This window comes from Bacillus sp. RCC_6_1, assembly GCF_041360755.1.
In the GTDB taxonomy this organism is placed as follows: domain Bacteria; phylum Bacillota; class Bacilli; order Bacillales; family Bacillaceae_G; genus Bacillus_A; species Bacillus_A cereus.
In genome coordinates, this window is record NZ_JBFUPV010000018.1 from 30,188 (window position 1) to 50,593 (window position 20,406).

Below are 20,406 nucleotides of genomic sequence, written 5' to 3' on the forward strand. Positions count from 1 at the left end.
CACTTATTAAAGTTTCACTTTATTTTTCAATTTTTGCCCACTTGAAGTTTAATTGCCCTGCAAAGTCTACTTGCACAATTCCTTTCACATAAGAACGTTCTAAATAAGATTCGCCTTTTTGGTAAAGAGGAGCGATAACAGAGTCTTTAAATAATATTTTCTCGGATGCTAGTAATGCTTCCCAGCGAGCTTTTTCATCACCAGCTAAAGTTGTTTTCACTTTTGCTATTGTTTCATCGAATTCCTTATTAGAGTAATGATCTAAGTTATAAGGGTTATTCGTTGTAAATAGCTCAAGGAATGTAATTGGATCCGCAAAGTCAGGGCTCCAGCCATCAATTCCGATTTCGTAGTCACCTTTTAATAAAAGCGAAACTTGTTGCTTACGCGGTTGCGGTTTTATATTTACTGTTAATCCATCTAGATTCTTTTCTAGTTGTCCTTTTAAGAATTCACCAGTTTTCTTATCAAGGTCAGCATCACTCGTTAATAATTCTAATGTTATCTTTTCAGAACCAAGCTCTTGTTTAGCTTTTTTCCATAACTCTTGTGCAGATTTTGTATCAACTTTTGTTAAATCGCCATTTGCAGTACGGAAGTCTTTTCCTTCAGGTCCTTTTGCAAAGTTTTTTGGAACGAGACCAAATGTTGGTGTAGATCCATCATTTAATAACGTATTTACAAAGGATTTTCTATCAATTGTTTGATCAATTGCTTGGCGTGCAGAAACGTTTTGAAGCACTTTGTTTTGTTGATTCATACGTAAAAATTGTACGCCTACGTTTGGACGTTCTTTAAAGTTAGCATCCTTTTTATATTTATCGACGAAGTCAGATGTTAGTTTTATACGATCTAATTGTTTTGACTCGAATAAATTTACTTCTGTTGATTTTTCTTTTACGACGTTAAAATTGATTTCTTCTAGTTTGACAGTATCTTTATCCCAATAGGTAGGGTTTTTCTTGAATTTAAAGCTTTGTTCGTGCTTCCAATCGCTTAGTGTAAAAGCTCCGTTGTACAAGATTGTATTATCTTCTAAAGCGTACTTATCACCTTGTGCTTTAAAGAATTCCTCGTTAATTGGTAGAAATGTTGGGAACGCTGTTAAGCTAATAAAATACGGAACAGGACGCTCCAATTCTACCTCAAACGTATGGTCATCAACTGCTTTTACACCAAGTTGGTCGGCTGGAAGTTCTTTGTTGTTAATTTTTGTTGCGTTTTTAATATCAAAGAATAGAAATGCATATTCAGAGGCTGTTGCTGGATCTACGGCTCTTTGCCAAGCGAACACAAAATCTTTAGCTGTAACAGGAGTGCCGTTTGACCATTTTGAATCTCGCAAATGGAATGTGTATTTCGTTTTATCGCCACTTACTTCATGAGATTTTGCAACACCAGGAACAGGTTTGTTACCTTCACCAAGATTATACAAACCTTCAAATACGTTTCTCATTACTTGACCAGAATCAGTATCTGTAGCACGAGCCGTATCCATTGTTCGTATTTCAGTAGGTGAAGATAAGTTTAAAACCTGTTTACTAGGTGCCTCGTCTTTTGCATTTGCTCCGCTTGCTTCGTTTTTATAACTACCGCAACCAGTTAATAAAATACTTACTCCTACAACTGATGCAATACCGGGTACAAACTTCTTTTTCATTTGATTTTCCTCCTAAATAATTAAGTTTGGATGATGATGAGGGAAATGAAAAATAAAAAATCCCTCTTTTCATATTGAGAAAGAGGGATTTTTACGTACAAGTTATGCACCCGTATATAAACGAAGTCCCTCATTCTATCTTTCAAGCATAAAGCTTGCAGGAAGTGGCACAGTATTCAAAATGAACCTGTTGCCGAGGTTTCAAAGGGCCAGTCCCTCCACCTCTCTTGATACAATGAGTAAACGAATAAATTTTATTAATTTTTGTGTTTCTTTGATAATTCAAAATCTTACACCTTGAATAATGAAGTGTCAACTAAATGAAATATAGTTTAAATTTTCAGTTTTATTAAACGAAAAAACCACTGCATAGGGCAGTGGTTTTTCTACTAGAAGTTAAAGTTATCTGGATCTGGACCAACGCGACGATCTTCATTTAAAGCTTGAATTGCTTTCATATCATCAGCACTTAATTCAAAGTCGAAGATGTTTGCATTTTCAATAATGCGATGTTCTTTAATTGATTTGGGAATTGTTACAACTTCGTTTTGTAAATCCCAGCGTAAAATAATTTGCGCAGTTGATTTATTATATTTTGTCGCAATTTCTTGTAACGTTGGATTATCTAGTAGTTGTCCTTGCATTAATGGTGACCAAGCTTCAAGCTGAATATTATGTTCTTTACAGAATGCATGTAACTCTTCTTGTGCTAAACGTGGGTGGTATTCCACTTGGTTGACCATTGGCTTAATTTCAGCAATTTCAAATACGTCTTGTAAGTGGTGAATGTGGAAATTACTCACACCGATAGCGCGAACACGGCCATCTTTATAAAGTTTTTCTAATGCTTTCCATGATTCGGTATATTTCCCTTTTACAGGCCAATGTACTAAATATAAATCTAAATATTCTAGACCTAATTTCTCTAATGTAGTTTCAAATGCTTGAAGTGTTGTTTCATATCCTTGATCGCTATTCCATACCTTTGAGGTAATAAATAATTCTTCGCGTGAAACACCGGATTCACGAATCGCTTGTCCAACGCCTTCTTCATTTTGATAGATTGCTGCAGTATCGATGCTGCGGTAGCCATTTTTAATTGCTGCTTTTACAGAATCAATTACTTCTGAACCATCTTCTACTTTAAAAACACCTAAACCAAACCAAGGCATTTTTACACCGTTATGTAATGTTGTATAGTCTTTTAAACTTGTTAAAATCATATTATTTCCCCCTAGCTTTTTTGTTTGTTGCTTCTACTGCTTTTTGAATTGCCTCTGAAAAATTATATTCGTATAAAGTTTTGAGACCCTCAGCTGTGGAACCACCTGGCGTTGTTACTTGTTCGCGGAGGTTAGCTGGATTTTGCGTTTGTTCGAGCATAGAAGCAGAGCCAGAAATCATTTGAATGACAAGATGTTTTGCGGTTTCTTCATCGACTCCATAACTTTTTGTTGTTTCAATTAAGCTTTCAGCAAAGTAATAAAGGAAGGCTGGTGCACTTCCAGTAACTGCAGTAAGCTGATGAACTTCTTCCTCAGTACAAAGTTGCGAAGTACCAATACCTTTTAAAAGCAGTTGCAGGGTTTCTTGATGCATCTCATTTACTGATTGTCCCATTGTATATAAGGAGATAGATTTTCCAATTTCAGCAGCTGTATTAGGCATAATCCAAGCAACAGGCGTGCCCTTTGGGAGTCTAGCTTCTAAATAAGATGGTCCAATGCCAGCTGCGACTGTTACGACTAGTTGATTTGATATTAACGGAGATAGCTCAGCTAATAACTCTTCATGAGCAGAAGGTGGCATTGCTAAAACAACCGTATCAACAGATGTAACATGCTGTTTCCAATCTGTTGCAGTAGACACATTATATCGATGTTGTAACTGTTTTAGCTTTTCTACGTTGCTTCGATTAGAGACGATAATTTCTTCGATGTACTCTTTGCTTGTTTTAAGTAATCCGGAAAATATAGCTTCTGCCATACGACCGGCACCAATAAATAAAATTCGATGTTTAGTTAGCATATTCTTTATTCCTTTCTAGTAGAGATATGTTATAAAAACGATATCATCTTTAAGAGAATGTTGTAAAAAGAAAAGACTTACCGTAGATGGAATGGATAATGAGAAGGCGGAAATTCATGCTAATATTAACTGTTATTAATCTCTTTATATGTGTAGCTGGTTTGCTAGAGTGGAAGAGCAATTATAGGGGGGCAAGAACATACAAATAATTATATCTAGAAAATAATTAGAATTGAAAAACCCCTGAAGCATATATGCTTCAGGGGTTTACTAATAGAATATAAGATTATGCTTTTGTCATACCAAGTAATACAGCGCCGCCGATAATTAAAACACTACCTAGTGCAATAAAGATCAATTGACGTTTTGTTTTCTTTTCACCTAAGAATACAATCGCACCGAATGTTGAGATAACGATTCCAGTTTGAGATAATGGGAAGCTTGTTGCTACTCCAACACGTGGTAATGAAAGAAGTAAGAATAAGTTTCCAGTTCCCCATAGTAAACCAGACAAAGCATTACGGATTGCATATTTGTTAAACGGTTTATGTTTAGACGTCAGTACAACCGCACCAACAAACATACCAACTGCTTGTGGTAAAATAGCAGACCAACCATCAATATTATACCAACGAATAATAATTACATATACAAGATAGCCGAAAGTAGAAACAATTAAAGTAAGAAGTCCTTTTTTCAATTGTCCAGGTGGCTGAGCATTTTCTTTATCATCTAATGATGTGAATACAACACCAACTACAATTAATAGGATTGCAATCGTTCCCAGAATGATCGTTGTAGTAGTAGTCCACTCACGGAAAGCGATAACCCCAAAGATAGAAGTTGCAACAAGTTGCATACCAGTAGAAATCGTTACAGTAGTTGAAACACCTAGTTTTTCAACTGTTTTTAATTGGTTTACTTGTCCTAAAGCCCAGAATAAACCTGAAATAAAACCAACAATTAAGATTGTCATTGTTAAAGCTGGTTGAGTAAATACATACATAATTGTTGCGAAGAATAGAGCACCGATTGTCATACCTACCGTTTGGCTATATGCACCACCGCCCATTTTTACGCTTACTAATAAGATGTTTCCCCATGCAATTGCAGGAAGAAGCGCTAATAAAATGTCCATTACAAGACTCCCTTCGGTTTGCTATACCAATATAGTTACATATCGTTCTAACGATCGGTAATGCCCCACTAATAGAGTAGAAGATTACCGATCGCTAAAACAGGATGAAGAATTCACGATATAAATGCGTTTTCATTTCTTCATTTTTTGAAACACCTCCATATAATAACAGGAAATTGCCTATTTTAGAAAGTGAATTCGAATAAAATGTATATTTAAATAAGAGGTAAAATTCAGTTATTTCCCATTGGTATATTTTATTTCCTAAGAAATAAAGAAGCAGCTTCGACAAAAGCTGCTTTAAGAGTTAGTGATTCTTTTATTAATAAGTTGAATACATAGTAGAAATACGAGTGACATACCGATAGTAATAACTACAAGTGTCCAGGCGAGTTGCATATTACTTGCATCAATAGCCATGTAAATTGCAGTTGGGATTGTCTGTGTTTTGCCAGGAATGTTCCCGGCAAACATGAGTGTAGCACCAAACTCACCGAGCGCGCGGACAAAGCTCAAAATCATCCCGCTTAATAAGGCAGGAAATGCGAGTGGAAGTGTAACGTGCAGAAAAACTTGATATTCACTTGCGCCAAGGTCACGAGCACTTTCTTCAATTTGTACATTTGCGATAGAAAATCCCGTTTTCGCTGATTGGTACATAAGCGGAAATGCAACAACTGTAGAAGCGATAATCGCAGCAGTAGATGTGAACATAATAGACTGCTGAAATAATGATTCAACCCACTTTCCGATCGGGCTGTTGTTTCCAAAGATGATAATGAGAAAGAAGCCGATAACAGTTGGTGGAAGTACCATTGGTAATAAAAATATGGTTTCTAATAGTACTTTATATCGCCATGAGGAGCGAGCTAGTGCTCGCCCGACAATTGTCCCTAAAATTGTAACGAGAATAGTGGCGCACGCAGCTACTCTTAAAGATAGAAAGACAGGCGATAAAATAGCATCAATGCTCATAGTAATTACGACAGAACTGTAAATCCATATTTCTTAAAGATAGATTGTGCATCTTTTGACTGCAAATACTCATAAAATGAAGTCGCCTCTTTCTTATGTTTAGATTCCTTTATAACACCTAAAGGATAGTGGATTGGCTCATGAGAAGTAGCTGCTGCTGTCTCACCAATCTTTACTTTATCCGAAATGAGAGCATCTGTTTTGTATACGATGCCAGCATCGACATTCCCTGTTTCTACATATGTTAACACTTGGCGAACATCTTTTGTAAATACGACTTTATTTTGAACATCATTCCAAAGGTTTTCGTGTGTTAGAGAAGCCTTTGCATATTTGCCAGCAGGTACAGATTCAGGTGTACCAAGTGCAATTTTTTTGATTTTCTCATCTTTTAAATCTTGAAATTTTGTAAGTGAACTATCTTTAGGGATGACTAGAACTAGTTCATTTCCAAGAAGATTTTTCCCTTCTTTTTCACTAATGAATCCTTTTTTTACAAGGGTTTGGAATTTATCTTCTGCTGCAGAGAAGAATAAATCAGCAGGTGCACCTTGTTCAATTTGTTGTTGAAGTGCTCCAGAAGCACCGAAGTTAAAAGAAAGTTTGATATTTGGCTCTTTTTCTTTATATTGTTTTTCGATTTCTTTTAATGCATCTTGTAAGCTTGCAGCAGCTGAGATAGTCAGTTCAACTGTTTTATCCTCTTTAGCAGCTGACTTTGTATGCTTTTCCCCACTTGTACAAGCAGCACTAAATATAAGAAGGAAAGAAAGTATAAGTGCCCCGATGGAACGTAATGTAAATTTATTCATAAAAAAATCCCCTTTCGTTTTGATACATCTAATTATAACTAATTATATCTAAATATAACTAGTTATAATTGAATGTAATTTGAATATATATCTATTTTTAAAAAATAGGAGAAATATTCTTTTCTTTGTTACAATGAAAGGAGAAAGTGAGGAATCGTCTATGGATCATCATTCCTACACAACGGAAGAAGTAGCAAAGCGATTAAAAGTATCAAAATTAACTGTATACGACTTAATTAAAAAAGGAGAACTTCCTTCTTATAGAGTTGGTAGACAGATGCGCATTGATGCAGCAGATTTAGATCAATATATAAAACAAATGAAAACAGGAAAGGTACAAGTTACTCCTGTAAAAAACGATGGTAGTAGTATCTTGAACACGTGTATTATTAGTGGTCAAGAACTAACGTTAGATATGTTAGCTAAACGTATAGAAAATCGTTTGCCAAGTTCTAATGTTTTAAGGGCGTATCAAGGTAGCTTAACGAGTTTAGTGAAAATGTATCAAGGAGAAGGAAGTATCGTTAGTTTGCATTTGTTTGATGGTGAAACTGGTACATATAATGTTCCTTACGTAAAACGCATTTTAGTAGGACAGCCATGCATTATGATTAATTTATTGTCCAGAAATGTAGGATTTTATGTCCGAAAAGGAAATCCGAAGAGAATAAAGGCATGGGCTGACATATCCGGGTCCACTATAAAGTTTGTGAATCGAGAAAAGGGTTCTGGTATTAGAGTGTTAGTCGATGAACAATTACGAATCCAAAAATTAAATAAAGCTGATATTAGTGGATATGAATGGGAAGAATCGAATCATCTTGGTGTTGCCACGCAAGTTGCAAATGGAAAAGCTGATGTAGGAGTAGGTTCAGAAAAGTTTTCGCAAATTGTAAATGTGGACTTTATTCCAATCATGAAAGAACAGTATGATTTAGTAATTTTGAAGAATAAAGAAAATGAAGAGTTGATTGAAGTTGTGAAAGACATTCTGCAATCGGAAGAATTTCATAATGAATTAAATGCGATTGGCGGATATGATATTACGAAAACAGGTCAAATTGTATATGAAACAAACTAAAAAGCTGCTTGTCTATAAGACGAGCAGCTTTTTCTATATATAAAGGGGGTTGGGGAAACAAAGTGTTAAACAAGACCTTGAGCAAGTGTATAAATGAAAGCCGTAAGAAGAGTAGCTCCACTTGCAAGTCCGATAAAGTCTGATTTGTTGAAAGTAATGTTGTTCATTATAAACTCTCCTTATTTGTTTAATGTAGTTGCAACAGCTTTTGCATCGACAAGTGCGGATAGCACCATGCCCATTGTATTTAAAAATTTATTTGATTTCATATTGTTCATCATGCGTATCCGCTCCTTTTCGAATTGTTGTTGCCCTGCTTATGTCTTAATTATAGGAAATATGGCTACTTGCAACTATCGAATTAGCTTACGAAAGACTTACACTTTTGTAAGAAAAAAAGACATTCGTGTAAGAATGTCTTTCACAGCATATTGATATGATGATGGTCTTCAATTGTTTTTAAAAAACTACGCATTGAATTCGTCATATAGCTATCTTTACGGCGTATGAAAACCGTTGAAATACTGCCGTATTTTTCAGGGATTGCATGACAATGTACCTTACCTGCTTTAGAAAGATGATGGACAGCAGACTGTGGTACGAGTGTAATTCCGAGGCCGAGTGCAACGCTGTTTAATATTGTCTCTAATATATTGAATTCCATAATTCTTTTTGGTAGCAAACCTTCATCTTTAAGCCAACGTTCTAGTTTGGAGCGGTATCCACATCCTTGGTTAAAAACGAGTAGAGGCGTTGTTGTAAATTCTTCTATATGAAAGGCTTTATTTTGTGTTATAAGCATTAATTTCTCTGTATTAACATCGTATTGTTCGATTAGTGGATGTTTAATAGGACCTGATATAAAGGCGCCATCCAATTGATGATCAAGTACTTCTTTAATTAATTCTTCTGTTAGACCCGCTTGTAATGATAAATCGACATTTGGATAGCTTTTATAGTAAGAAGATAAAATGGTAGGCAGTGTACTTACTGTTTCGACTGTACCGATTTTCAATATACCGGAGGGTGTTTCGCTATCTAAAAATACTTGTTTTAGTTCGTCGACATCTTGCAAAATTTTACTAACATAAACGAGCATTTTTCTTCCTTCAGCTGTTAAAGTCATTCCTCGTTTATGGCGGTAAAAGAGTGGGGTTTTTAATTCGTTTTCTAGTTGTTTAATACGTGCAGTTACATTTGATTGTACATAATTTAATTCCTTTGCTGCGCTACTTACACTACCCTGATCGGCAACGCTTTTAAAGATTTGTAAGTCTCGTAATTCCATTTTGTAATCCCCCTTGATGTTAACTATCATTATAAATGATAGTTAACATCATTTTGAATCATTTTACGTGATATATTTTTTCTTTTACAATTCTCTTTGTGCAAATAGAAAGAAACGGGGGATTGCGGTGAGAAGAGGTCAAATGATAATAGGGGCTGTAGCGTGTTTAATTGCGAGTATGTCATGGGGAGCGATGTTTCCAGTTGCTGATCATGCGCTAGAATACATAGATCCATTTTATTTTTCGCTTATTCGCTATGGAGCAGTGGCGATAATGCTGATTGTATTGTTGTTAGTGAAAGAAGGAAAACAGGCATTTCGTTTAGAGGGAAGAGGAAAGTTACTCGTCTTTTTTGGAACGATGGCATTTACAGTATATAATGTCCTCATATTTTTAGGGCAAATGTTGATGGGTAAGTCGGGTGTAATGGTAGCTTCCATTATGGAAGCACTTATGCCGATGATTTCTATTTGTATTTTATGGGGATATAAGCATATAAAACCGAAGAAGTATACGATAACGAGTATGGTTATTGCTTTTGTAGGAGCTGTGTTTGTTATTACAAAAGGTGACATGAGTTTCTTTGTAACATTGAAAGATAATATGTTCCCATTAGCATTTATATTTATTGGTGTTATAGGCTGGGTTATTTATACGATGGGTGGTCAAACGTGTAGTGATTGGTCAACATTACGTTATTCTACGTTGACGTGTGTATTCGGTACGACTGTTACAGGAATTATAACGGTAATTATTACGTCGCTTGGATATGTTTCAGTTCCTAGTATGGGAACGATTTCTATTGTAAAATATGATTTGTTATTTATGATGACATTGCCAGGTATTGTAGCGCTACTTGCTTGGAACTACGGTGTGAAAATTTTATCATCCATTAATGGGATTTTATTTATTAATTTTGTACCAATTACGACTTTAGCTATTATGATGATGCAAGGGTATCAAATCACAATGTTTGATATTATAGGGACTGTACTTGTTATTGCAGCACTTATTCGCAATAACGTTTGCCAGAGAAAAGAAGAAAATATAAATAATAGAGTTTTACAAGAAGAACAATTACGTCAAGCTGTTTAATAGGCAAATGGAGGATTTCACATGTTAGAAAGTTTATTGTTTTTCTTCGCCGTCGGAGTTGCCTGTGAGCTTGCAGCAATTAATCGAAATGGTCGTAAAAAGATAAAACAACAAGCTGAGCTGATACAGCTTTTAAAAGAGTTGAAAGAAAGAAAAAATTAAAAAGACGACCGGGCATAGACGGTCGTCTTTTTCTATATAAAGGGGAAAGGGGACACAAAGTTATACAAGCGTAGCAGCGTAAATAAAAGCAGTAAGAAGAAGAGAGCCGCTAGCTAATCCTAAAAAGTCTAATTTGTTAAAAGTGATGTTATTCATAATACATTCTCCTTACTTGTTTAATGTAGAAGCAACAGCTTTTGCATCGAAAAGAGCCGATAATACCATGCCCATTGTATGTAAGAAATTGTTCGTTTTCATTTTGTTCATCATATCAATCGACTCCTTTTCGAATAATTGTTGCCCTGTTTCTGACTTAATTGTATGAAATATAGTAAGAAGTAACTATCGAATTAGCTTACAAGAAAATTACACTTTTGTAAGAATTGAAATTTAACAATTCATACTTATTTTTATTACCAACTCCTAAAACTTAGTGTTATAATTGTTGTAAGAATATGATTATACTTCGGATGTTTAGAAAGGAACGAAATAAATGTATAAACCAATTACATTTTTGTTGAAATATATATTTAAAACAGCTGGGAAAGTAGAAGTGCAAGGAAGAGAAAAGCTACCAGAAGGTGGTCCGTATGTTGTTGCGTGTACACATACAAGTTTTATGGATGTATTAATGTTAGCTACAGGGATGTACCCAACTCAAATTCATTACATGGCAAAAAAAGAATTATTTGAAGGGAAATTCAAAAATTGGTTCTTTAAAAATGTAAATGCATTCCCTGTAGATCGCGCGAATCCGGGACCGAGTACACTTAAAATTCCATCACGTTTATTAAAAGAAGGAAAGGTAGTAGGGATTTTTCCGAGTGGAACGAGATCAGCGGAAGATGTTTCATTAAAAGCGGGTGCTGTGACAATTGCGATGCGTTCTAATGTACCTTTAGTGCCAGCAGCTTATGTTGGTCCATCAAGTGTAAAAGAATTAATAAAGGGGAAAAAGGCACAATTGATTTTTGGAGATTCAATTCAAATTGAGGGTGGAGAACAAATAGATCGAAAAACCGCTATGAAAATGATGACAGATCAATTAAATGAGAAGTTTGAGGAGTTAAAAGAAGCTTTGCAATCAAATCAAAAATAAGAAAAGACGACCGGGCATAGACGGTCGTCTTTTCTGTTACTATTTATAATAAAGGGGAAAGGGGACACAAAGTTATACAAGCGTAGCGGTGTAAATAAAAGCAGTAAGAAGAAGCGAGCCACTAGCTAGTCCTAAAAAATCTAATTGGTTAAAAGTGATGTTATTCATAATATATTCTCCTTACTTGTTTAATGTAGAAGCAACAGCTTTTGCGTCGATAAGAGCGAAAAATACCATGCCCATTGTATGTAAGAAATTGTTCGTTTTCATTTTGTTCATCATATTAATCCGCTCCTTTTCGAATAGTTGTTACCTTGTCTCTGACTTAATTGTATGAAATGTTGCGGAAATTCACTATCGAATTAGCTTACAGAAAAATTACACTTTTGTAAGAGAAACGAATGAAGGTGTAATGATAAGAAGATTTGACATATGTTCATGAGATTCATTAACTTAAAGGTAGAGGTGAGTGTATGGCTAATATTAAAGATATTGCAAAGATGGCGGGAGTTTCAGTTACGACTGTTTCGAGAGTGTTGAATGATCACCCATATGTAAGTGAAGAAAAAAGGAAAGCGGTTATAGAGATAGTTGAGAAATTGAATTACTCGCAAAATGCAAATGCTGTTCATTTATCAAAAGGAAAAACGAATATTGTTGGTGTGATTTTACCGTATATTAATCATCCGTGTTTTGATGCGATGGTGAGCGGAATGATGGAGACTGCGTTAGCGCATAATTACAGGGTGCTACTTTGCCAAACGAATTATAATAAAAAAGAAGAAATGAAAAGTTTACATATGTTAAAAACAAAACAATTGGATGGTCTTATTATTTGTTCACGTGCAAATGATTGGGAAACGATAGAACCGTATGCTTCTTACGGCGCAATAATTGCTTGTGAAGACAATGATATTTCAAACATCTCAAGTGTATATACGAATCATTCAGCGGCCTTTCAATTAGGAATGAATTATTTGATTGAGAAAGGTTATAAAAAAATTGGTTATTGTACGGGAAGAAAATTAGGGCCGAGTAGTCAAAAGCGTTTTGATGTTTATAAACAGCAATTACAATCTATAGACGAAGAGGTTAATGAAGAATGGATTTTTACAGAATGTTTTACACTAGAAGATGGTGTAAAAGTGGCTCATAAGTTAAAAGAGATGCAGGATCTTCCTGAAGCATTAATAGTAGCAGGTGATGAAGTTGCGATTGGGGTTATGACAGAGGTTGAAAAATTAGGGATTCAAGTTCCTGAGGATTTAGCGATTATTGGCTTTGATAATCAACCTATCTCGCAAGTGTTACAATTGACAACTATTGATCAAAATTTAAAGGAGATAGGGAAAACTGCTTTTGAAATGTTGCATAGAAAAGTGAATGACGAGAGTTCTAAACAAGAAAAGCTGGAAATTCCATACGAACTTGTGGAACGCTCTACGGTTTAATTTTAATCCGTTATGTGTATAATCGCATAACGGATTATTTTTTTGAAATATCTTTGACAGGAAACGCGTTTCATACTTTATAAAGGAGTTAAACCGGTTTGTAATAATCCATGGATTCTTTTCAAGTGTTAATGCAATGAATAGAATTTGGAGGAATATGCATGAATGAACTTTTATCGAGTATGAAAAAGTATGTAGATGATGATGAAAAGATTCTGGCTTTTGTGGTAGGGATATTTGAGAAGGATAATTTTATATTATCGTATCAACATGGGGTTTTTGTTGCCACTACTAGACGTCTCCTTTTTTACGGGAAATTCCCGTACTATTCTTCAACATTTAAAGAGTATTCATATTTGCATATAGATAACATAGATTTTCATCCGTATTTTGAATTTACTTGTAGTCATGAAAGCATTCGCGCTAAGTATATTCAGAAAGGGAATGTGGAGCAATTTGTCCGTGCAGTTAGGGCAAATATGAATAATTAATCAACCCTCTGTTTAAACATAATATTTCAATTTTTAAGAGGGAAAATGCGGAATAAAAACCACTTCTAAACCTCTAGGAGATAGTGATACAATGTCAAATGGGGGGAGGGTATGAACTATGGTTAATCAACGTATAAAGGAAATAACACTAATTACAATTGGTTCATTATTATTCGCAATTGGTATTAATTACTTTGCAATTCCAAACCGTTTATCGGAAGGTGGAATTATTGGTTTAACGGTTGTTACGTACTACTTATTTGATTGGTCACCAGGGATTGTGAATTTTGCTATAAATGCAATTTTACTAGCTGTTGGTTATAAATTTTTTGATAAGAAAACAATGATTTATACAATTTTAGGGATTGTAGAAACATCTTTGTTTTTATACGTTACAGAACATATTGAGTATCATGTAAATAGTGATACATTATTAGCAGCTTTATTTGCTGGTTTATTTGTGGGTATTGGATTAGGCTGTATGTTCAAAGCCGGAGGTACATCGGGAGGGTCAGCAATCTTAGCTCGGTTAGCAAATCAATATTTAGGTTGGAGCGTAGGTAAAGGCGTACTAATTATTGATATTGTTGTAATTGCTGGTTCTGTATTTATAATAGGGCAAGAAAAGGCAATGTATACACTTGTAGCTGTGTTCATCGGAGCGAAGGTGATTGATTTCATTGTAGAAGGAATGGACACAAAAACGGCTGTTACGATTATTTCGAATCAACCAGATTTAATTCGTGAAGCTATTACGAAAAATATGACACGCGGTGTTACTGTATTAGAAGGGCGCGGCGGATATACTGGTAAAAATAAAGAAGTTTTATATGTTGTTATTAATAAACAAGAGCTTGTTAAGTTAAAACAAGTTATTAGCCGGGTAGATGAAGATGCTTTTGTTGTTATACATGATGTACGTGATGTACTTGGCGGTGGCTTTAAAGCAAGCTAAAAGGTGAACGAGTAAATTCGTTCACCTTTTTTAATTCTTACAAAAATGTAAGTGTAATGTAATGAGATTCAATAGTAGATTTTATTCCCCCTTTTTAAAATGGATGTATATATATCCTGCAGAGGAGGAATGTTTATTATGAAGAAAAAAATGATCACTACTATAATAGCGATGATAGTGATAGTAGTAATGTTACTGCCTACGAAACTTGGACCGGTTATCGATAAATATAATCCATTTTATAAGACGAAAGAATACTATACGGTTGTGAATACAATTGGTCAGCATATTGGTGATGAGTGGTATGAATATGAATTTATTGCATTCGATGAACGTGGTAGAGAGCAGAAAATAAAGAAAACGGTTAAGCATATGTTAAAGAGAGATGAAGCATTAAAGGTTTTTGCAAAAGGACGTTACGGTGAATCGATTGAAGAGATTGAGGTTGCAAATATTCCTATAAATGCGAAGAGTAAACTTTTAACGATGAGATAGTGGAATATACCCCCAGCTATTTTTTGTCGAAAATAAAAATACTGGGTAAGGGTATTTTAGGGTTAGCAAAAAAGCCTTAGTCCATATAGACTAAGGCTTTTTTATTATATAAAGGGGAAGGGGGTACATTGTAGTAGCATGGGTGAAAGGTATAAGAAGAGTAGCTACTAGCAATGCAATTTGGTTATGTGATTGTTCTTCTTATTTGGCTTACTTTCTAACTTTATTGTACGAAATATAAGTAAGGGAAACTATCGAATTACATTACACATAACTTACAAACATGTAAGTCTTCTGTAATGTAATTCGATAGTTAAAAGATAGTAATTTTCATATAGTGTAACTAGAAAGTCTTAATGTATTACTTTCTGTTTGTAATGAAGAATGAAAAACCAACTAATTTTTAATAATCCTCATCTGAATAAAGATGAGGATCCTTTTTTAAACCTTACAACATTGTAAGGTTTACGTAAGTTAATTCGATAGTAAATTTGTCATATTTTTTGCATAATAGATACAGATAGAAAAATAATTAGGGATCTAGTAAGAAGGGAGAAAAATGGGATGCGTAAAGAAGAAGTAGTGAAGTTACCAATTAAAGATTTCTGTAGCTACTTTACTGTTGCCGTAGTGTGTATTGGATTATTTGATATCATAACAAACTTAATTGTTAAATAATATAGATGCTAAAACAAGAAAGGAAGTCCTTTCTTGTTTTTTTTATGGGGGCATAAAGATGAAATGGATTGATAGTCATATACATGTTGATCAATATAAGGATGAAGAGAAGAACAGATTACTGAAAGAGGTGGAAAATAGTAATGAAATAAAGGGGCTTATTGCTGTATCTATGAATTATCAATCTTGTAAGGAAACGTTATCTTTAGCGAAGAAGTATCCCTTTATATATCCAGCGATAGGGTTTCATCCAGAGCAACAGATTCATAAAGAAGAGTGTGAACAGATTTATAAACTTATTGAACAGAACGCAGAGGAAATTGTTGCGATTGGTGAAGTAGGTTTGCCCTATTATTTGAGGAAAGAAGATGAAAGCATTGCTGTAGATCCATACATAGCTGTATTGAAAAAATTTATAGAACTAGCTAGTAAGTATAATTTGCCGATTATATTACACGCAGTTTATGAAGATGCTGACACTGTATGTGATTTGCTAGAGAAATATAAAGTTTCACGTGCACATTTCCATTGGTTTAAAGGAAGTGATGAAACAATGAAACGGATGATGAAGAATGGTTATTATATTTCGATTACACCGGATGTTTTACATAAGGAGAAGATTAGAAAAATTGTTTCGTATTATCCGCTTGAATATATGATGGTAGAAACAGATGGACCGTGGGAATTTCAAGACGATGTTATGACGCACCCGAGAATGATTCGAGATGTATTAAAGGAAATTAGTTCTATACAAAACATATCCATTGATAAGGTCGCAAAAACAATATATGAAAATACAAGTCGATTTTATTTGAAAGGATAGGAGAATTATAGTTTTAATCATGTAACGGAAAAAGTGAAAATTGAATGTATTTAATAAAATGCCACGGTTTGATATATGACAAAAAACCACCAAGCGTTCCGCTCGGTGGTTTTGTATTAGGATTCTAATTTTCTCGCACGTTTTAATAATAAAAGAAAGACAATGATAACGAACCCCAGTATAAGGAAGAAGCCATATTGCTTTATATAATCAATTATGTCATTCGCACTGGTTGGTTTTTCAACGTGAATGCCGTCTTTATTCGTCGTAATATGAATATCTTTCATTTTTACTTCATTCTTTTCCTTTTGTAAATCAATCCATTCTATATTTGGAATACTTTCTAGATCTTTTAACACTTCTTTTAATGGTTTCACACCTAAGTAAGGATGATAAAATGCCCCAATAATCCCATCGGATAATTTAGAAACAGATAGAGCACGTTCTTTCATTTTAGCAATAGTTTGTGGCGTATCTTCTTCAATAAATCCGACTGTTTCAGGCAATAGTTTCATTCCATGTAAAAATGACGGAGTACTTGTATAATATGGTGAGTGCATGGATTTCCAAGTTGTATCATTTAACTGTAGTTGTCCTACATAAGTTGAAAAGTACCTTGATAATATTTCATATCCTTTTTGAGACATCGTGTAATGAGGTGCTTCAAAGGCAACAGGATATAGTTTAGCATCTACAAGTTCTTGAATTCCTTTTTCAATATGATCTTTCGTATATTTTCCCTCGAATTCTTCCCCTTTTTTTACATATTGGTTATATGCCTCTATATTTGGAAAGTCATCTTTTGTCTTCGGTTTTTCATGCTTCGGTTGGCGAATTGGTTGATCTGTTTTGACATCCCAAAATTCAAAGCCCTCACCTGTTTCACTGTCATAAAATTGGTGAGTATAACCATGCATAATAATTGCTGCACCATCATCTTGCATAGAGCGTAAAAGATCAACTAGTTCTGGTTTATCTTTTAAATGTATTATCTTTCCTGTATCTGGATCTTTATATACCGGAATAACAGTAATCATGTAAGGCATCTTTTTCTCTTTTAGTAATTCAGCAATTTCTTTTAATTGATTTATATCTGCTGCTGGGTGAACATCCTCAAGACGTAAATAAGCTTCAACTTTATTTTTCGTTGGTTTTTGGCTGAAATAAGAAAATAACATTTCACCGACGTAATGAGACATCCAGTCAAAGAGGTTAGGTGTTGCAACATAATAAGATATTTCATGCTGAACGATTAGTGGGTTAGTGTTATTTGAGCTTAAAGCGTTAGCAAGCACAGTTCCATTCGTATCAAATGATTGAATTAATCGTTCCTCTTCTAAGGCATTTTTTAGCTTCTTTTCTGGATATTCAATTTTATTAACTCGTATATCGTCACTCTTTAATGTAATGAAAGAAAAACGCTTAGATAATTGTTCAACATTTTGTCCTAATACTAATACAGGGCCGGAGAAGTTTTCTAGAAATTGTTTCGTTTCATCAGAAAACGCTTCTTTTGTTTCACCGATATAAACAATATGTGTATAGGAGGATACGTTATTAATTGAAGTTGCTTCTTTTAAGTTTTTTACGGTTATATCATTTGTAAAATGTCCTAATTGAGTATTAAGGATTTGGACATTATTTGAAACTTTATCGTCTTGTGTACTATACAAAACAAGTACTTTTGGTTTTGATGATGTTTGTGCAGAGGTGTAGGTAGGGATGAGTAGTAAAATGCTGAACAAGAGTGTTAGGCATTTTTTCATTTTGTACGCTCCTATTCTATATATATAGTTCAGTTTACAATTATATACAATAAATGCGTTATAGTCTATGAAAGTTACATTTTTGCACGTATTTACCAGCTGTTTTTTCACAAAATTGGTCTAAAGCATGATGATAATACGTATAGTTATTTGCTATGATAAAAGAGTAATAGAATGTAGGTAATTGTAAAGGGAAGGCTGAAAGGGGACAAATTTCAGCGGAGAAAGAGGTAGAGGTAGTGAAGAAATTCTTTGTAGGATTTTTAGTTGTTCTTGGAGTATATTTATATTTCCAAGGAAAGTCTGAAGGAATGGATAAGCTAGTGAATGGAACAAGCTATGTTGATTCAGAAGAAGCAAAACAGATGAAACAAATCATTATAGAGGAAGCGAAGAAAGTAAATCTTCCGGAATGGATACCTCTTGCAATTGCCGAGCATGAAAGTCGATTAAATCCAAGAAGTGTTGGAGATAATGGAACTTCATTTGGATTGTTTCAACTACACCGCGGCGGCGGGCTTGCACCAGAACATTTAACTGATGATGAGCTGAAAGATCCACGTACAAATGCGCAAATTGCAATGCCGCATTTAATGAAAGGATATAAGCGTGGGGTGCAAAAAGGTTTGACTGATTTTGCATTACTGAAATATATAGCGAATACATCTGGATGGCCAGGGAATTTAGGGCCAGAGTGGACGGATAATAACATGAAGTATAACATCGGACTAGAAGATGTGTACTATCGAAATAAAGGTGTAATAAAGTGAAACTTTAATCAGTGGGGGAGTCTGTTCATCCCCCGCTGATTATTAGTCTTCACCAATCGGGCTTTTACGAGCAGTTAATCTTCCGCCTAAATTCTAGCGTTTTCCGGATTTTGAGGTGGAAGTTTTACTGCTCGTTAATGCGGGGTAAAAGAGTAGGTTTTCTATACCTACTCTGTTTTTTTATGAATAATTTCATCCTTTTCTTTCGTGAAATACTGCGTGAGTTGTATTTTCACCTCTTCTAGTTTTGTAGAAACTTGCGGTATTTTATATCCTACATACAATGGTGAAACGACAAATCTAGGTACAACTTTACAAATGATTTTTCCATTTAAGTAATAGAAGAATAAGTTATAACTACTGCATCCTTTATGGAAATCTATCAGTATGTAACGTACAGTTTGCTGAATGTAATTTGCCATTTCATCTATATATGAAATATTATCAATGATTATATTGAATTCAGTGAAGCCAATAATGGGACGCTCTGAAATATTAAGCTCAATGCGTTCATTTTTTTGAACAATTACCCCTTGAAAATTTTCTTCTTCAATATTTTCAAGATAATCTACATATTTCATTCCGATAATTTGCATGTGTGCATGATGCAAACTTCCACCTGAAAATGGACCGTGATTTTTGTATAAAATTACAGATGCAAATTCTTCGTTCTTCTGTAAGTGTAACCAATGTTGAATAGAAAATTGCATTAATTTTCGCATATGTTCTTCTGTATATGTTGCGATATGATCTTCGCAATTATCTGTTTCAATCAGCACCGTTTGAAATGTATCTTGTAATGTAGGAAATTTATTTTTTAACCAAATAATAGAACCATCAGTTGCTAAAATATCCGTTAAATGTTCTTTATCGCAAAATGGACATGCAGCGCTTCTATTCCGAATACTTTCTGGTTTTTGTTTACCGATATCGTTTAAAAAATATAGTTGTTGTGTATCCATTTGTATATATGCCCCTTTAAAATATGTGTAAAAATCCCGCTTAATACATTCGGGAAAAGGAGAAGGAAATCCTCTAAAGACAATATGGAAAAAATAAAAGACAAGATATCCTCATTACGATAGGGTACCTTGTCTTTTATTTTTTCTCTAATAGTGTGTATGGATAATATAGAACATTTTCATTATTTTTCTTTTTTCTATTTTTTATTGTGTATAAAGTGATTGCTGTGCTTGCAATTATAATAATGGCTTTCTTCATATTCATATACCCCTTTTTATTGTTGGTTTAATTCTTGGCTAACTGCTTTTGCATCGACTAAAGCGTGTAAAATCATTTTCACCATGTTCATCATATTTCTTCACTCCTTTTTATAGTTCATTTAGTTCTTTTACAACTGCTTGTCCGTTCACTAATACCTCAAAGATTGCTTTTACGATTTCTTTCATCATGTTTGTTTCCTCCTTGTGTTTGTCACTCTTGTTTTACATCTTTATTGTATAGGGAGGCATCTTTTCGTACTATCGCTTTCCATTACGTGAACATAACAGTTTTGTAAGATTTGATGTCACTTATTGAAATGTTTAGTCTATCTTCATTATTTTCAGAAAAATGACTATTCAAACATGAAATTGGAAAGTATAATAAAGAAGTAAGTATTAAATTCCGTACGAAAGG

Annotated in this window: 23 protein-coding genes and 1 riboswitch; of the genes, 10 read left to right on the forward strand and 13 right to left on the reverse strand. The window is 34.2% G+C overall.

Annotated features, from left to right (window positions below):
* Window positions 1-19: 19 nt before the first annotated feature.
* From AB6801_RS27995 to modA, 6 genes are all read right to left on the reverse strand, one after another.
* Window positions 20-1,660: a peptide ABC transporter substrate-binding protein gene (locus AB6801_RS27995; protein WP_000726474.1), complete on the reverse strand. Its 1,641-nt coding sequence runs from the start codon at window positions 1,658-1,660 to the stop codon at window positions 20-22.
* A gap of 132 nt (window positions 1,661-1,792) precedes the next feature.
* A riboswitch (SAM riboswitch) is annotated at window positions 1,793-1,897 on the reverse strand.
* A 152-nt stretch (window positions 1,898-2,049) separates the two neighbouring features.
* The gene (locus tag AB6801_RS28000; protein WP_000604196.1) at window positions 2,050-2,883 is read right to left on the reverse strand and encodes an aldo/keto reductase; all 834 of its coding nucleotides are present in this window, start codon (window positions 2,881-2,883) and stop codon (window positions 2,050-2,052) included.
* Between the two features lies 1 nt (window position 2,884).
* On the reverse strand, window positions 2,885-3,688 hold the full coding sequence (proC, locus tag AB6801_RS28005) for a pyrroline-5-carboxylate reductase (protein ID WP_000956278.1): 804 nt from the start codon (window positions 3,686-3,688) through the stop codon (window positions 2,885-2,887).
* Between the two features lie 286 nt (window positions 3,689-3,974).
* The gene (locus tag AB6801_RS28010; RefSeq protein WP_000353544.1) at window positions 3,975-4,826 is read right to left on the reverse strand and encodes a GRP family sugar transporter; all 852 of its coding nucleotides are present in this window, start codon (window positions 4,824-4,826) and stop codon (window positions 3,975-3,977) included.
* Window positions 4,827-5,126: 300 nt separating this feature from the next.
* Entirely contained in the window at window positions 5,127-5,801 is a 675-nt protein-coding gene (gene modB, locus AB6801_RS28015) for a molybdate ABC transporter permease subunit (RefSeq protein ID WP_000020526.1), read from the reverse strand.
* 5 nt (window positions 5,802-5,806) lie between these two features.
* The gene (modA, locus tag AB6801_RS28020; RefSeq protein ID WP_001032229.1) at window positions 5,807-6,613 is read right to left on the reverse strand and encodes a molybdate ABC transporter substrate-binding protein; all 807 of its coding nucleotides are present in this window, start codon (window positions 6,611-6,613) and stop codon (window positions 5,807-5,809) included.
* 160 nt (window positions 6,614-6,773) lie between these two features.
* Between modA and AB6801_RS28025 the strand changes: the two genes are divergently transcribed.
* Window positions 6,774-7,694, forward strand: a complete 921-nt coding sequence (locus AB6801_RS28025) for a substrate-binding domain-containing protein (protein ID WP_033668232.1) — start codon at window positions 6,774-6,776, stop codon at window positions 7,692-7,694.
* A gap of 65 nt (window positions 7,695-7,759) precedes the next feature.
* Here the strand turns inward: AB6801_RS28025 and AB6801_RS28030 are convergent, their stop codons facing one another.
* Both AB6801_RS28030 and AB6801_RS28035 read right to left on the reverse strand, forming a co-directional pair.
* Window positions 7,760-7,861, reverse strand: coding sequence for a DUF3948 family protein (locus AB6801_RS28030; protein WP_001060018.1), 102 nt, complete (start codon window positions 7,859-7,861; stop codon window positions 7,760-7,762).
* Between the two features lie 254 nt (window positions 7,862-8,115).
* On the reverse strand, window positions 8,116-8,982 hold the full coding sequence (locus AB6801_RS28035; protein ID WP_097842456.1) for a LysR family transcriptional regulator: 867 nt from the start codon (window positions 8,980-8,982) through the stop codon (window positions 8,116-8,118).
* Between the two features lie 127 nt (window positions 8,983-9,109).
* On the opposite strand from AB6801_RS28035, the gene AB6801_RS28040 reads away from it, so the two are divergent.
* Both AB6801_RS28040 and AB6801_RS28045 read left to right on the forward strand, forming a co-directional pair.
* Window positions 9,110-10,078 (forward strand): DMT family transporter, encoded by a 969-nt coding sequence (locus AB6801_RS28040; protein ID WP_141403041.1) that lies wholly within the window; start codon window positions 9,110-9,112, stop codon window positions 10,076-10,078.
* A 21-nt stretch (window positions 10,079-10,099) separates the two neighbouring features.
* A complete protein-coding gene (locus AB6801_RS28045; RefSeq protein WP_000894065.1) occupies window positions 10,100-10,240 on the forward strand; it encodes a YrzO family protein in 141 nt (46 codons plus the stop codon).
* A gap of 60 nt (window positions 10,241-10,300) precedes the next feature.
* Here the strand turns inward: AB6801_RS28045 and AB6801_RS28050 are convergent, their stop codons facing one another.
* On the reverse strand, window positions 10,301-10,396 hold the full coding sequence (locus tag AB6801_RS28050) for a DUF3948 family protein (protein WP_001060007.1): 96 nt from the start codon (window positions 10,394-10,396) through the stop codon (window positions 10,301-10,303).
* A 337-nt stretch (window positions 10,397-10,733) separates the two neighbouring features.
* Between AB6801_RS28050 and AB6801_RS28055 the strand changes: the two genes are divergently transcribed.
* Entirely contained in the window at window positions 10,734-11,339 is a 606-nt protein-coding gene (locus AB6801_RS28055; RefSeq protein WP_000277781.1) for a lysophospholipid acyltransferase family protein, read from the forward strand.
* A gap of 72 nt (window positions 11,340-11,411) precedes the next feature.
* Here AB6801_RS28055 and AB6801_RS28060 read toward each other — a convergent pair whose 3' ends face one another.
* Window positions 11,412-11,507, reverse strand: a complete 96-nt coding sequence (locus AB6801_RS28060) for a DUF3948 family protein (RefSeq protein ID WP_001060023.1) — start codon at window positions 11,505-11,507, stop codon at window positions 11,412-11,414.
* 305 nt (window positions 11,508-11,812) lie between these two features.
* On the opposite strand from AB6801_RS28060, the gene AB6801_RS28065 reads away from it, so the two are divergent.
* The 5 genes from AB6801_RS28065 to AB6801_RS28085 all read left to right on the forward strand — a co-directional run bounded on the left by AB6801_RS28065 (window position 11,813) and on the right by AB6801_RS28085 (window position 16,232).
* Complete coding sequence (locus AB6801_RS28065) at window positions 11,813-12,790, forward strand: LacI family DNA-binding transcriptional regulator (protein ID WP_001273907.1); 978 nt, start codon at window positions 11,813-11,815, stop codon at window positions 12,788-12,790.
* Window positions 12,791-12,951: 161 nt separating this feature from the next.
* Complete coding sequence (locus AB6801_RS28070; RefSeq protein ID WP_001004241.1) at window positions 12,952-13,281, forward strand: PH domain-containing protein; 330 nt, start codon at window positions 12,952-12,954, stop codon at window positions 13,279-13,281.
* Between the two features lie 118 nt (window positions 13,282-13,399).
* Window positions 13,400-14,236, forward strand: a complete 837-nt coding sequence (locus AB6801_RS28075; RefSeq protein WP_000248046.1) for a YitT family protein — start codon at window positions 13,400-13,402, stop codon at window positions 14,234-14,236.
* Window positions 14,237-14,374: 138 nt separating this feature from the next.
* Entirely contained in the window at window positions 14,375-14,731 is a 357-nt protein-coding gene (locus tag AB6801_RS28080) for a YxeA family protein (RefSeq protein ID WP_000728422.1), read from the forward strand.
* A gap of 736 nt (window positions 14,732-15,467) precedes the next feature.
* Window positions 15,468-16,232: a TatD family hydrolase gene (locus tag AB6801_RS28085; protein WP_000871063.1), complete on the forward strand. Its 765-nt coding sequence runs from the start codon at window positions 15,468-15,470 to the stop codon at window positions 16,230-16,232.
* A 116-nt stretch (window positions 16,233-16,348) separates the two neighbouring features.
* Here AB6801_RS28085 and AB6801_RS28090 read toward each other — a convergent pair whose 3' ends face one another.
* Window positions 16,349-17,998 (reverse strand): DUF2334 domain-containing protein, encoded by a 1,650-nt coding sequence (locus AB6801_RS28090; RefSeq protein ID WP_097999293.1) that lies wholly within the window; start codon window positions 17,996-17,998, stop codon window positions 16,349-16,351.
* A 239-nt stretch (window positions 17,999-18,237) separates the two neighbouring features.
* Between AB6801_RS28090 and AB6801_RS28095 the strand changes: the two genes are divergently transcribed.
* The gene (locus AB6801_RS28095; protein ID WP_000713248.1) at window positions 18,238-18,768 is read left to right on the forward strand and encodes a transglycosylase SLT domain-containing protein; all 531 of its coding nucleotides are present in this window, start codon (window positions 18,238-18,240) and stop codon (window positions 18,766-18,768) included.
* A 167-nt stretch (window positions 18,769-18,935) separates the two neighbouring features.
* Here AB6801_RS28095 and AB6801_RS28100 read toward each other — a convergent pair whose 3' ends face one another.
* Both AB6801_RS28100 and AB6801_RS28105 read right to left on the reverse strand, forming a co-directional pair.
* Window positions 18,936-19,730 (reverse strand): DUF4931 domain-containing protein, encoded by a 795-nt coding sequence (locus AB6801_RS28100; RefSeq protein ID WP_002004289.1) that lies wholly within the window; start codon window positions 19,728-19,730, stop codon window positions 18,936-18,938.
* A 136-nt stretch (window positions 19,731-19,866) separates the two neighbouring features.
* Window positions 19,867-19,995, reverse strand: coding sequence for a hypothetical protein (locus tag AB6801_RS28105; RefSeq protein ID WP_001998915.1), 129 nt, complete (start codon window positions 19,993-19,995; stop codon window positions 19,867-19,869).
* Window positions 19,996-20,406: the final 411 nt, after the last annotated feature.